Below are 13,400 nucleotides of genomic sequence, written 5' to 3'. Positions count from 1 at the left end.
GCGGCGCGTACCGACCCATCAATACGGGTCCGGACCGTGTTCGGCCAGATCCGCACGCAGCGCCTCGATCAGGGCCAATTGATCGGCGGGGCGCTCGGCCGTGAACGACAGCGCCTCGCCGGTGACCGGATGCACGAACGAGAGTTTCTCCGCGTGCAGCGCCTGCCGGCGGAAGCCGCGCAAGGCGGCGACCAGGCCGTCACTGGCGCCCTTGGGCAACTTGAGGCCGCCGCCGTACAACGGGTCGCCGATCAGCGGGTGGCCGATGTGCGCCAGGTGCACGCGGATCTGGTGGGTGCGGCCGGTTTCCAGCTGGCATTGCAGCAGGCTGTGCGCGCGGAAGCGCTCGCGCACGCGGTAATGGGTCACCGCGCGCTTGCCGTCCTCCTCGTCACGCACGGCCTGGCGCAGGCGGTCGCCCATGCTGCGGCCGATCGGCTGGTCCACCGTGCCGCCGGCCACCATCGTGCCCATCACCACGGCTTCGTACTGGCGTTCCACTTCGTGCCGCGAGAGCAGATCGACCAGCGCGGTATGGGTGGACAGCGTCCTGGCCACCACCATCAGGCCGGAGGTGTCCTTGTCCAGCCGATGCACGATGCCGGCGCGCGGCAGCTCGGCCAGCTGCGGGTCGTGGTGCAGCAAGCCGTTGAGCAGCGTGCCGGCCGGGTTGCCGGCGCCGGGATGCACCACCAGTCCGGCGGGCTTGTCCAGCACCAGCAGGTCGGCATCCTCGTACACGATCGTCAGCGCAATCGCCTCGGGCTGGCTGTGCACTTCCGTTTCCAGTTCGACATCCAGCTCGACCCGCTCGCCGCCGCGCAGCAGTTGCCGCGGCGCAGCCGGGGCGCCATCCAGGGTCGCCGCGCCGGCCTTGATCCAGCCGCTGAGCCGCGAACGCGAATAGGCGGGGAACATCTCGGCCAAAGCCTGGTCGAAGCGACGGCCTGCTGCACTCAGCGGAACCTCCGCCTGCTGCCGTATGGTGGTCATGCCAGCCCCCGCGGGCGGCAACCGGTTTCAGTTATCATGCCTGTTCGTTCCGACATCCGAATTCATTCCTATGCGCCCATCCAGTGGCTCGACCACGCCATCGTTGTTCCCGCTGCACGCCGCCAGGCTGCTCGCCGTGGTCGCCCTGGTGGCCGTGCTTGGCGCCTGTTCGATGTTCGGCCGCAAGGGCAACACCATCGACACGATGCCGCTGGAGCCGCTGTACAACCGCTCCCACAGCTTCTTGGAGGCGGGCAATTACTCCGGCGCGGTGCGGGCGTTCCAGCGCCTGATCGCGCGCTTCCCGTCCGGTCCGTACAGCGAGCAGGCCCAGCTTGAGCTGGCCTATGCGCAATACAAGGACAACCAGCCGGACGAGGCATTGTCCACCATCAACCGCTTCATCAAGACCTATCCGGCCAACAAACACGTCGATTATGCCTATTACCTGCGCGGCCTGATCAATTTCGACCGCACCAGCGGCTTCATCGAGCGCTTCACCAAGCGCGCCGGCGGGCTGACTCGCCGCGACCAGGGCTACAACCTACAGGCGTTCGACGATTTCTCCGAACTGTCGCGGCGCTTCCCCGACAGCGCCTACACCGCCGACGCACGCCAGCGCATGATCTACCTGCGCAACCTGCTGGCGCAGTACGAGATCAACGTGGCCGAGTTCTACCTGCAGAACAAGGCCTACATCGCGGCGGCCGACCGCTCGCAGTACGTGATCGAGCACTACCAGCAGGCGCCGCAGACCGGCGATGCGCTGGCCATCCTCGCCCGCAGCTACTTGGCGCTGGACCGCAAGGAACTGGCTGCGCAGACCCGCGAAGTGCTGGCGCTGAACTATCCGAACCACCCCTATCTCACCGATCCCAAGTGGCCGCACGCACCCTCGCTGGTGCGCAAGATGATTCCGTTCTCCGGGCATCATTGAGCCGGCTGCTGCGCGGCCGGGAACGGTAAACAGGAAGGACATACGCACGACCGCCGGGCGGTCCTCCCGGGAATCCCGGCTCAGCGCCACCCTGACGTGATCGGGTAACGGCGTTCGCGGCCGAAGGCGCGCGTGGTGACGCGGGGGCCGGGGGCGGACTGGCGGCGTTTGAACTCGTTGAGCAGCACCAGCCGCGCCACCCGCTGCACCGTGGCGGCATCGTGGCCCGCGGCCACGATCTCCGCCTGCGACTGCTCACCCTCGATGAAGCGTTCGAGAATCGCATCCAGCTCGTCGTACGGCGGCAGCGAATCTTGGTCGACCTGGTTGTCGCGCAGCTCGGCCGAGGGTGGACGGGCGATGACTTCGGGGGGAATCGGCAATCGGGAATCGTGCATCGTCGAAGAGCCGGATGTCGGCGAGGACATGCGTTCCCGGTTACCGGCTCCATTGCGCCACCGCGCCAGCCGATACACCACCGTCTTGTACACGTCCTTGAGCGGCGCGTAGGCGCCGCACATGTCGCCGTACAGGGTGGCGTAACCCACGGCCATTTCACTCTTGTTGCCGGTGGCGAGCAGCAGGCGGCCGTGCTTGTTGGACAGCGCCATCAGCATCACGCCGCGCGTGCGCGACTGCAGGTTCTCCTCGGTGGTGTCGGCGGCCTTGCCGGCGAAGGCGGGAGTGAGCGCATCCATGAACGACTGGTACGTCGCCTGGATCGGGATCACGTGGTAGTCCACGCCCAGCTGCTCGGCCTGCGCGCGGGCACCGTCGAGCGAGAGCTGCGAGGTGTAGCGGGTGGGCATCATCACCGCGGTGACGCGCCGGGCGCCCAGCGCGTCGACCGCCAGCGCCAGCGTCAGCGCCGAGTCGATGCCGCCGGAAAGGCCCAGCAGCACGCCGTCGAAGCGGTTCTTGTCGATGTAGTCGCGCACGCCGCGGACCAGCGCCGCGTACAGCGTCGCCTCCATCGACGAGTCGGCCGGCACCGGCCAGTCGATCGCCGCGAGCGTGCGCGTGGCCGGGTCGAACTCGGCCCACAGCAGCGCGTCGACGAAGGCCGGCGCCCGTGCCGCGATCGACCCGTCGCCGTTGACCAGGATCGAGGCGCCGTCGTAGACCACCTCGTCCTGGCCGCCGACCAGGTTGAGGTAGGCGATCGCGCAGCCGGTTTCGCGCGCCCGCGCCGCCAGCACGACCTCGCGCTCGGCCTGCTTGCGGTCGTCCCACGGCGACGCATTGATCACCACGATCAGCTGCGCGCCCGCAGCCGCGGCCTGCGCGGCCGGCTCGGGCTGCCACACGTCCTCGCAGATCAGCAGGCCCACGCTCACGCCCTCGATCACGCGCGTCGTGGTGCCGTTGCCGGGGCGGAAATAGCGCAGGTCGTCGAACACGCCATAGTTGGGCAGCGCCTGCTTGTGCGCGGTGCACTCGATCCGCCCCTCGCGCAGCAGGCTGGCGCCGTTGTAGACCTCGCCGGCGCTGTGCGGATGGCCGACCAGCGCCGCGACGCCCTGCGCCGCGCAGGCCAGCGCGCACAGCTCGCGCTCGCAGGCGGCGAGAAAGCTCGGCCGCAGCAGCAGATCCTCCGGCGGATAGCCGCTCAGGGTCAGCTCGGGAAAGGCCACCAGCGCGGCGCCGCCTTCGCGCGCCTGCGCCATCAGTCCTGCCGCCTTGGCGGCATTGGCCGCCACCGCGCCGACGGCAAAATCGTGTTGGGCCAGCGCCAGTCGCAGCTTTGCCATGGACGCAGCATTCCTTGGATTCAATCGGCGAATGGTAGTGGAATGCCGCGCCGGGTGGCCCGTCCACGCGGGCGCTGCATTCAGATCCGCCGATCGTGCGGCGGATCGTTGCCGGCGCGTGACGGCGCCGAAGCCAAAAAAAAGGCCGCGCAATGCGCGGCCCTTGTTCTCCTGCGCCAACGCCTACTTCATCAGCTTGGCGAGCGCCTTGCCCAGGTCGGCCGGCGACTTCACCGTGGTGACGCCGGCCTTCTCCAGCGCGGCGAACTTCGCCGCGGCGGTGCCCTTGCCGCCGGAGATGATCGCGCCGGCATGACCCATGCGCTTGCCCGCCGGAGCCGAGGCACCGGCGATGAACGAGACCACCGGCTTCTTCACGTATTCGCCGATGAACTCGGCGGCATCTTCCTCGGCGCTGCCGCCGATCTCGCCGACCATGATGATGCCTTCGGTCTGCGGATCGTCCTGGAACAGCTTGAGGCAGTCGATGAAGTTCAGGCCGTTGATCGGATCGCCGCCGATGCCGATCACCGTGCTCTGGCCGAGGCCTTCGTTGGTGGTCTGGAACACCGCCTCATAGGTGAGCGTGCCGGAGCGCGAGACCACGCCGACCCTGCCCTTGCTGTGGATGTGGCCGGGCATGATGCCGATCTTGCATTCGCCGGGGGTGATGATGCCGGGGCAGTTCGGCCCGATCAGCACGATCTCCGGATGCTGCTGCAGCACGTTCTTCACGCGCAGCATGTCCAGCACCGGGATGCCTTCGGTGATCGCCACGATGGTCTTGATGCCCGCGTCGATCGCCTCGAGGATCGAGTCGGCCGCGAACGGCGGCGGCACGAAAATGACGGAGGCGTCGGCGCCGGTTTCCAGCACCGCTTCATCCACCGAGTTGAACACGGGCAGGCCGATGTGCTCCGAACCGCCCTTGCCCGGGGTCACGCCACCGACGACTTTGGTGCCGTAGTCGATGCACTGCTGTGCGTGGAAGGTGCCCTGCTGGCCGGTGAAGCCCTGCACCAGCACCTTGGTGTCTTTGTTTACGAGAACGCTCATGTTTCGATTGCTCCTCAGGCCTTGGCCGCAGCCACGGCTTTCTGCGCCGCGTCGTTGAGATCATCCGCCGGCGTGATCGCCAGGCCGGAGTTGGCCAGCAGTTCGCGGCCCTGATCGACATTGGTGCCCTGCAGGCGCACCACCACGGGAATCTTCAGGCCCACTTCCTTGACCGCGGCGATGATGCCCTCGGCGATCATGTCGCAGCGGACGATGCCGCCGAAGATGTTGACCAGGATGCAGTTGACCTTGTCCGAGGAGGTGATCAGCTTGAACGCCTCGGTCACCCGCTCCTTGGTGGCGCCGCCGCCGACGTCGAGGAAGTTGGCCGGCTCGCCGCCCGCCAGCTTGATCACGTCCATGGTGGCCATCGCCAGGCCGGCGCCGTTGACCATGCAGCCGATGTTGCCGTCCATCGTCACGTAGTTGAGGTTGCTCTGCTGCGCGGCGGCTTCGGCGGCGTCTTCCTGGGTCAGGTCGCGCATCGCGGCCAGGTTCGGATGACGGAACTCCGCGTTGTCGTCGGAGTTGACCTTGCCATCCAGCGCAGCAAGGTTGCCGTCTTCCAGCACGGCCAGCGGGTTCAGCTCGACCAGGGCCAGGTCCTGCTCGTTGAACAGCTTGTACAGGCCCAGCATGATCTTGGTCAGCTGGTTGACCTGCTTGTTGTTGAGGTCCATCGCGAAGCCGAGCTGGCGGCACTGGTACGGCTGCAGCCCTTCGACGAAATCGACCACGATGGTGTGGATGTCTTCGGGCGTGTCGCGCGCCACCTGCTCGATGTCCACGCCGCCATGCTTGGAGGCGATGAACGAGATGGCCTTGGAATCGCGGTCCACCAGGATCGACAGGTACAGCTCGCGGGCGATGTCGGTGGCGTCGGTCACCAGCACCAGGTTCACCGGCAGCGCACGCCCGGCCGACTGGTAGGTTGCCATGTTGGTGCCGAGCATGCCCTTGGCGGCGGCGCGCACGTCGTCGAAGCTCTTGCAGAACTTGACGCCGCCGGACTTGCCGCGGCCGCCGGCGTGGATCTGCGCCTTGACCATCCATTGCGTGCCACCGAGCGCCTTGGCGGCATCGACGGCGGCGTCGGGGGAGTTGGCGACCTTGCCCGGCGGCACGGCGATGCCGTACTGCGCGAACAGTTCTTTGGCCTGGTATTCGTGGAAATTCATTCGATACCTCGAGCGAACGGAGAAACGATGACGGCCGCACGCATGAAGAAAGGCGTGGGTCAGGGGATCGGCGGTGGAATCACACACGACCTGGTCGCGGCACAAGGGCCGGACACGGGCCGAACCGCAGCAAACGGCCGCCCATTTTCGCGGAAGCGGGCCGCAATGGAAAGGGCGCGGCCGCATCGCGACCGGTCGGGCGGCGATTTTCCGGCCTCCACGAAGGTGGCGCGGCCCCCGCCCGGGCTTGCCCGGGGCGTCATATACTCGACCGCAACCGCATCGGAATCGCAGCCTACGTGTCTACCTTAGCTACGTTAAACGATCCGCGCGCAGGGACGGCCACGATCCGCCACGAGCTGTCGTTCCTCAATGTTTTCAGGCTGGTGCAGGCGCTGGTGTACGTCGCCCTGGCATTCAGCCCGCCCGGCATGGGCTGGCCGCAGCTGGCCGCGCCGGGCTTCGCGCGCACGCTGGCCACGCTGTACCTGATCTTCGCGCTGCTGGCGCTGCTGCTGAACCGGCGCAGCATGGCCCACGCAAAGACCGCCGTGGCCGCCACCCTGGTGGTCGACGTCGTCGCCGCGGTGCTGGCGATCGTGGCGATGCACGATGCGCGCATCGGTATCGCGATGATGCTGGCGGTCAACCTCTGCGCCGGCGCGCTGATCCTGCCGCTGCGCATGTCCGGCTTCTTCGCCGCGCTGGCGACGCTGGGCATGCTGGGCATCTCGCTGTTCGGCTGGTCGCTGTCGCCCCACGCCGGTGACCGCGACCTGCTCGAAGCGGCGCTGTTCGGCCTGGCCTATTTCGCCACCACCGCCCTGTGCAGCGTGCTGGGCCAGCAGCTGCGCGCCACCGAGGCGCTGGCCGAGCAGCGCAGCACCGACCTGGCCAACCTGTCGCAGATCAACGAACTGATCATCCGCCGCATGAAGACCGGCGTGCTGCTGGTGGACGACGCCAACCGCATCCACCAGATCAACGAATCGGCCTGGATGCTGCTGGGCAATCCCGGCGCCGACCAGCGCGACCTCGGGCTGCTGGCGCCGGAGCTGTCGCGCCGGCTGTACCACTGGATGACCTCGGGCAAGCTCGACGAAACCGCCACCCAGCTCGCCGACGGCGTCCCGGAAGTGGTGCCGCGCTTCACCCGGCTGGCGCCGAACGACGACTCGCACGTATTGATCTTCCTCGACGACACCTCGCTGCTGTCGCGCCGCGCGGAGGAGCTCACGCTCAGCTCGCTCGGCCGGCTGTCGGCCTCGATCGCCCACGAGATCCGCAACCCGCTGGCGGCGATCCGCTACTCGGCGCAGCTGCTGGCCGAATCGCGCACCATGGACGGCGCCGACCAGCGCATGGTCGAGATCATCAACAACCACTGCGTGCGGCTCAACGAGATCATCGAGAACATCCTGCAGCTGTCGCGCCGCGAGCGTTCGCGCCCGGAAGCGCTGGACCTGGGCGACTGGGCGCAGGATTTCGTGGAGGAATACCGCCAGGGCAACGACCTCGGCGCCGACTCGCTGCGCGCGATCGCCAGCACCGGCGTGGCGGTGGTCGCGCTGGCCGATCCGCAGCAGCTGCAACAGGTGGTGTGGAACCTGGTGCAGAACGCGCTGCGCTACGGCCGCCTGCCCGGCGAGCCGGCGCGGGTGATGGTGGTCGCACGCCAGGGCGAGCATGGCGTGCCGATCCTCGAGGTGATCGACCGCGGCCCCGGCATCGCGCCCAAGGTGGCCGCACAGATCTTCGAGCCGTTCTACACCACCCACGAATACGGCACCGGCCTGGGCCTGTACCTGGCCAAGCAGATGAGCGAGGCCAACCAGGCCGCGCTGGAGTACGTGCGCGTGGCCGGCGGTGGCAGCTGCTTCCGGCTTACCCTGACGCCGGCGCAGATGAACCGCGGCGCCGGCGACGGCGAGCCCGAAGCCTGAACGCTCCGGCAGGCCGCCGACGCCGCGCGCCGGCTTTGCTCTTGACTTGGGCCGCGGTTATTCTTGAGCCACCCTCCCCTCGCGACATGCCATGAGCCTCCAGACCGTCCTGGTCATCGACGATGAACGCGATATCCGCGAGCTGCTCACCATCACCCTCGGGCGCATGGACCTGCAGGTCGAAGCCGTCGGCACCGTCGCCGACGCCCGCCGCGCGCTGAGCGAAAACAGCTACGACCTCTGCTTCACCGACATGCGCCTGCCCGACGGCAACGGCCAGGAGATCATCGAGCTGATCGCCGAAACCTGCCCGGACACGCCGGTGGCGATGATTACCGCCTACGGCAACGTCGACGCGGCGGTGAACGCGCTCAAGGCCGGCGCGTTCGACTTCGTCTCCAAGCCGGTCGACATCCAGATGCTGCGCGGCCTGGTGCGCACCGCGCTGCGGCTGGCCGAGGAGAAGCGCGAAGGCGGCGGCGCCGCCAAGGCCGGCGGCTCCGGCGACCGCCTGATCGGCGACTCGCCGGCGATGGAGCAGGTGCGCGCCACCATCGCCAAGCTGGCACGCAACCAGGCGCCGGTCTACATCGCCGGTGAATCGGGCGTAGGCAAGGAGCTGGTCGCGCGGCTGATCCACGAGCGCGGTCCGCGCGCGGGCGGCCCGTTCGTGCCGGTCAACTGCGGCGCGATCCCGTCCGAGCTGATGGAAAGTGAGTTTTTCGGTCATCGCAAGGGCAGTTTCACCGGCGCCAGCGCGGACAAGGAAGGCCTGTTCCAGGCCGCCCAGGGCGGCACGCTGTTCCTCGACGAGGTGGCCGAACTGCCGCTGCACATGCAGGTCAAGCTGCTGCGCGCGATCCAGGAAAAAGCGGTGCGCCCGATCGGCGGCCGCGACGAGATCCCGGTGGACGTGCGCATCCTCTCGGCCACCCACAAGAACCTCGGCCAACTGGTCGAGCAGGGCCAGTTCCGCCAGGACCTGTTCTACCGCATCAACGTGATCGAGCTGCGCGTGCCGCCGCTGCGCGAACGCCGCGGCGACGTGCCGCAGCTGGCCGCGTTCATCCTCAAGTCGCTGGCCGGCAAGAGCGGCCAGGAGGTCGGGCGGCTGACGCCGGCCGCGCTCGACGCGCTGGAAGCCTACGACTTCCCCGGCAACGTGCGCGAGCTGGAGAACATCCTCGAACGCGCCATGGCGATGAGCGACGGCGCCAGCATCGAGGCCTCCGACCTGATGCTGCCCCAGCGCGGCGCGCGCCCGGCGCCGACGGAGGTCGCCGCCACCGCCGGCGCTCCGGCCGCTGCCGCCGCCGCGGCACCCAGCGCCGATGGCGGGCTGGACGACTACATCAGCAACATCGAGCGCACCGCCATCGTCAAGGCGCTGGAAGAATCGCGCTACAACAAGACCGCCGCCGCCCGCAAACTCGGCATCACCTTCCGCGCCCTGCGCTACAAGCTGAAGAAGCTCGGCATCGACTGAAGGCGCAACCCGACGCCTACCCGCGCGCGACGGCTTTCCGCCGCGCAACGAGGGAAGGCGTTCGCACGGGGAATGCCCCGCGACCGCCGCGCAGGGCGGCAACCGCCGGTTCCGGCCACGCGGACCGCAAAGCGGCGCGCCGTGCCTGGGCTACGCGGAGTCGTCGCCCTCCAATCCCTTGCGCAGCGCGCGCAGGAGGGCCGCGGTGCTGACCGGCTTGTCCACGATTTGCAGGTTGTCCAGCGGGGGCAGTTCCTGCGGGTCCGGTGGCGCGTCCGGGCGGGCGAGCAGCACGACGCCGCCCTGGTAACCCTGTTCGACCAGCGCGGCCAGCGTGCGCACGCCGGTGAACAGGTTCATGTCGGCGTCGAGCAGCACCAGGTCGGGCAGGCCGCCGGCCTCGATCCACTGCAGCGCGGCGGTGCCGCTCTGGCTGGCGTGCGCCTGGTAGCCGTAGGCATCGAGCGTATCGGACAGCAGCGACAGCTGGCCGGCCTCCTCCACCACCACCAGCACGCGTTCGGCGGCGCCTTCAAGGCTCTGCATGTCGTCCATCGCCTCGGCGTCGGCTTCCATTTCGTCCAGCGGGATGTAGAGGTCGAAACGGGTGCCGCTGCCGGGTTTGCTGTCCACCCGCATCACGCCGCCGTGGCTGGCCACGATGCGCTTGCACGAGATCAGGCCCAGGCCGGTGCCGGCGTCCTTGGTGGTGAAGAACGGTTCGAACAGGTGCTCCAGCACGGCCTGGTCCATGCCTGGCCCGGAGTCGATCACACTGATGCGCAGGTAGCAACCGGTGTGCGGCACCTCCTCGGGCAGGAAAAAGTCGTCGGCCAGCCGCTGCTGGCTGGTCTCGATGCGCAGGTTGCCGCCGTCGGGCATCGCCTGGATCGCGTTGAGGCAGAGGTTGAGCAGGCATTGCTGCAGCTCGGTGTGGTTGCCCTCGAAGGCCAGCTCGGGGTCGTCGATGGCCAGGTCCATCACCACCGAACGGGGCACGCTGCCCTGCATCAGCAGGCCGAACGCGCTCATCAGGGTGCCCACGCGCACGCGCTCGGCGCGGCGGGCGCCGCGGGCGAAGGAAAGCATCGAGTGCACCATCTCCAGCCCGCGCTTGCCGCAATCGCGCACCAGGTTGCCCAGCCGCATCAGGCGCGGGTCGTCCTGGTAGTCGCGCAGGCTGTCACCGGCCAGCAACAGCGGCTGCAGCAGGTTGCGCAGGTCGTGGCTGAGGCCGCCGGCGAGCATCGCCAGGCTCTCGAAACGCTGCGCGCGGATCAGGTCGGCCTCGGCGCGGCGGTTGGCCTTGCGCGCATCCGCCTCGACCAGCGCCCGACGCACCGCACTGGCCAGGCGCACGGGGTTCTGCTTGAGGATGTAGTCGGTCGCGCCGTTGCGCAGTGCCTCGATGGCGGCATCCTCGCCCAGCGTCGCGGAAACGAAGATGAAGGGCAGGTCCTCGTCGCGCTCGCGCAGCAGCTCCAGCGCGCGCTGCCCGGAGAAACCCGGCACGCTCAGGTCGGACAGCACGATATGCGGGGCGAACTCGTCCAGCGCGGCCAGGTAGCCGGCTTCATCGTCGACCAGCCGCGCCTCGTGCGGGATGCCATCGGCGTCCAGCTCGGCCAGCACCAGCTCGGCGTCGAGCTCGCTGTCCTCCACTTGCAGCACCCGTATCGTCGGCATCGACTTGATCTGCCGGTTGGGCATGGGGTTCTCCGTCACTGGCCGTGCGGCCATCGTTGTCTACACCGCGGGCGACCGCCCGGGCGCGTCTGTTCATGCGTCAATTCGCCTCGGGCGCCTCGTTCAGCACTGCCCAGAACCGGCCCAGCGTGCGCACGGCCTCGAAGAACTGGTCCACGTCCACCGGCTTGATCACGTAGGCGTTGGCGCCGAGGTCCCAACTGCGCGCCAGGTCGCTCTCCTCGCGCGAGGAGGACAGGATCACCACCGGTACGCGCCGCAGGTGCTCGTCGTGGCGCATGCGGGTGAGCACTTCCAGTCCGTCCATGCGCGGCATCTTGATGTCCAGCAGCACCACCGCCGGGTCGCCCGGATCGCGCCCGGCCCAGGCGCCGGTGCAATGCAGGTAGTCGAGGCATTCCACGCCATCCTCGACGTGCACCACCGGATTGGCCAGGTGGGCTTCGGCCAGCGCGTCCATCGCCATCTCGGCGTCCGCCAGGCTGTCCTCGACCAGCAGCACGGTGCGCAGTTCTTTCTTGTTCATGCCGCTGACTCTCCGTTTTGCGCCCCGGCCACGTCGATGGCCGGCAGCGAGAAGTGGAACGTGGCGCCCTGGTCCGGTACGGCCTCGGCCCAGACCTTGCCGCCGTGGCGCGTGATGATGCGCCGCACGTTGGCCAGGCCGATGCCGTTGCCCGGGAAATCCGAGGCGCGGTGCAGGCGCTGGAACACGCCGAACAGCTTGTCCGCGTACTGCATGTCGAAGCCGGCGCCGTTGTCGGCCACTTCGAACTCGTAATCGCCGCGGCTGCTGCGCCCGGCGCTGACCTCGATGCGCGCCACCTCACGGCGCCCGGTGTATTTCACCGCGTTGCCGAGCAGGTTCTGCCACACCGTGCGCAACATGTTGGCGTCGCCGATGACCATCGGCAAGGGCCCGATCGTCCACACGATGCGCCGGCCCTCCGCCGAGGATTCGGCCAGTGCCCGTGCCTCCTCCACCAGCGACTGCATGTCCACCGCCTGCAACCGCAGCGGGCCGCGGCCCAGGCGCGAGAACACCAGCAGGTCGTCGATCAGCAGCGCCATGCGCTGGGCCGCGCTGTCGATCACGCCGATGTAGTGGCTGGCCTTGTCGTCGAGCTGGCCGGCCAGGTGGTGCTCCAGCTTGCGCACGAAGCCCGCCACGTGGCGCAGCGGCGCGCGCAGGTCATGCGAGACGGAGTAGCTGAACGCCTCCAGCTCGCGGTTGATGTCGGAGATCTGGTTGATCTTGCCCTCGAGCTGGCGATTGAGCTCGATCACCTTCTCCTCGGTCAGCGCGCGCACGGTGACGTCGCTGACCGTGAGCAGCAGCGCCGGTTCGTCGGTGAGATCCTGCTGCAGCCGGCGCGCGTTGACCACGATGTGGCGCTGCTCGCCGTCGGCGGTGCGCTGCACCAGGTCGTAGTCCCACAGCTCGCGGTCGCTCAGCAACACGTCGCGGAAGCGCTGCAGCAGGGCACTGTCGTTCCACACGCCGCCGCCGATCTCGACGAGCGTGCGCGACGGTTGCTGCGGGTCCTCGCCGTAGAGGTCGCCGAAGGCATTGTTCAGCAGCAGGCTGTTGAGGTTCGCGTCGAACAGCGCGATCGGCTCGCGCACGGATTGCAGGATCAGCCGCGAGCGCAGCACCGCGCGGCCCTCGCGCGTCTCGGCCCGGCGCCGCTGGCGAATCTGCCGTTCCGAGGCGATCACGATGATCGCCAGCAGCACCAGCTGCGCCAGCGCGGTGATGCCCTGCACCAGCTGGCCGTTGAACTCCCGATGCTCGGCGGCCTGCTGGCGCGCTTCCAGCAACTGGTTCTCGTTGGCGACGATGTCGTCGATCTTGGCGGCGAACGGAAACAGCTCGGCGGCCTCGCCCATGGCTTGCCCGGCGCGGCCCACGTCACCGCGCCGCTGCAGTTCGCGCGCACGAGTCATCAGGGTGAGGCGGCCGGTGACGCTGTTTTCCAGCGCGCCGATCAAGGCCTGCTGGGCCGGGTTGTCGCTGGTCATCGCGCGCAGTCGCTGCAGCAGTTGCGGCACCTGCGCCGCGGCGCTCTCGGCCTCGGCGCGCGTTTCGGCGCCGACGTCGCCGACCAGCATGCGGTAGGTCGCCGCCTCGCTGCTGCGGATCAGGTAGGCGACGCGATAGGCGACCGAACGCACCTCGGTGGAGTGGGTGACCCAGCTGTTCGCCAGCAGGGTGTCGCGCGTATTCAGCCGCGTCACCAGGTACGGCAGGCCGACGATGATCAGCATGGCCGACAGCAGTCCGGCGACCCGCCAACTCATGAAGATGCGGAAATTCATTCGATCCAGCCCTCCGCGACCGCCGGCATC

10 protein-coding genes are annotated in these 13,400 nt (G+C 68.6%); 3 read left to right on the top strand and 7 right to left on the bottom strand.

Annotated features, from left to right (window positions below; translation table 11 throughout):
• Positions 1-18: 18 nt before the first annotated feature.
• Positions 19-993 (bottom strand): 23S rRNA pseudouridine(1911/1915/1917) synthase RluD, encoded by a 975-nt coding sequence (gene rluD / locus ACVCMB_RS16200; protein WP_447097095.1) that lies wholly within the window; start codon positions 991-993, stop codon positions 19-21.
• A 70-nt stretch (positions 994-1,063) separates the two neighbouring features.
• Between rluD and ACVCMB_RS16195 the strand changes: the two genes are divergently transcribed.
• Positions 1,064-1,930 (top strand): outer membrane protein assembly factor BamD, encoded by an 867-nt coding sequence (locus ACVCMB_RS16195; protein ID WP_395116788.1) that lies wholly within the window; start codon positions 1,064-1,066, stop codon positions 1,928-1,930.
• Positions 1,931-2,010: 80 nt separating this feature from the next.
• Here ACVCMB_RS16195 and ACVCMB_RS16190 read toward each other — a convergent pair whose 3' ends face one another.
• The 3 genes from ACVCMB_RS16190 to sucC form a co-directional block, all read right to left on the bottom strand.
• Positions 2,011-3,681, bottom strand: coding sequence for an NAD+ synthase (locus ACVCMB_RS16190; protein ID WP_447100830.1), 1,671 nt, complete (start codon positions 3,679-3,681; stop codon positions 2,011-2,013).
• Positions 3,682-3,864: 183 nt separating this feature from the next.
• Positions 3,865-4,737 carry a succinate--CoA ligase subunit alpha gene (gene sucD / locus ACVCMB_RS16185; protein WP_395116784.1) on the bottom strand — a complete coding sequence of 291 codons (873 nt, stop codon included), beginning with the start codon at positions 4,735-4,737 and terminating at the stop codon, positions 3,865-3,867.
• Positions 4,738-4,751: 14 nt separating this feature from the next.
• On the bottom strand, positions 4,752-6,101 hold the full coding sequence (gene sucC / locus ACVCMB_RS16180; protein ID WP_447110577.1) for an ADP-forming succinate--CoA ligase subunit beta: 1,350 nt from the start codon (positions 6,099-6,101) through the stop codon (positions 4,752-4,754).
• Positions 6,102-6,214: 113 nt separating this feature from the next.
• On the opposite strand from sucC, the gene ACVCMB_RS16175 reads away from it, so the two are divergent.
• Both ACVCMB_RS16175 and ACVCMB_RS16170 read left to right on the top strand, forming a co-directional pair.
• On the top strand, positions 6,215-7,858 hold the full coding sequence (locus tag ACVCMB_RS16175) for a sensor histidine kinase (RefSeq protein ID WP_395116780.1): 1,644 nt from the start codon (positions 6,215-6,217) through the stop codon (positions 7,856-7,858).
• Between the two features lie 91 nt (positions 7,859-7,949).
• A complete protein-coding gene (locus ACVCMB_RS16170; RefSeq protein WP_395116778.1) occupies positions 7,950-9,344 on the top strand; it encodes a sigma-54-dependent transcriptional regulator in 1,395 nt (464 codons plus the stop codon).
• 150 nt (positions 9,345-9,494) lie between these two features.
• Here ACVCMB_RS16170 and ACVCMB_RS16165 read toward each other — a convergent pair whose 3' ends face one another.
• From ACVCMB_RS16165 to ACVCMB_RS16155, 3 genes are all read right to left on the bottom strand, one after another.
• Complete coding sequence (locus ACVCMB_RS16165) at positions 9,495-11,054, bottom strand: response regulator (protein WP_395116776.1); 1,560 nt, start codon at positions 11,052-11,054, stop codon at positions 9,495-9,497.
• A gap of 76 nt (positions 11,055-11,130) precedes the next feature.
• Positions 11,131-11,577 carry a response regulator gene (locus ACVCMB_RS16160; protein WP_395116774.1) on the bottom strand — a complete coding sequence of 149 codons (447 nt, stop codon included), beginning with the start codon at positions 11,575-11,577 and terminating at the stop codon, positions 11,131-11,133.
• Positions 11,574-13,370, bottom strand: a complete 1,797-nt coding sequence (locus ACVCMB_RS16155; protein WP_447105697.1) for a sensor histidine kinase — start codon at positions 13,368-13,370, stop codon at positions 11,574-11,576. The genes ACVCMB_RS16160 and ACVCMB_RS16155 overlap by 4 nt, the downstream gene beginning before the upstream one ends.
• Positions 13,371-13,400 lie beyond the last annotated feature (30 nt).

The sequence above is a fragment of the Rhodanobacter sp. UC4443_H10 genome (genome assembly GCF_052978325.1).
Note: the sequence above shows the minus strand (reverse complement) of the source record. Positions and strands in the feature narration are given on the sequence as shown.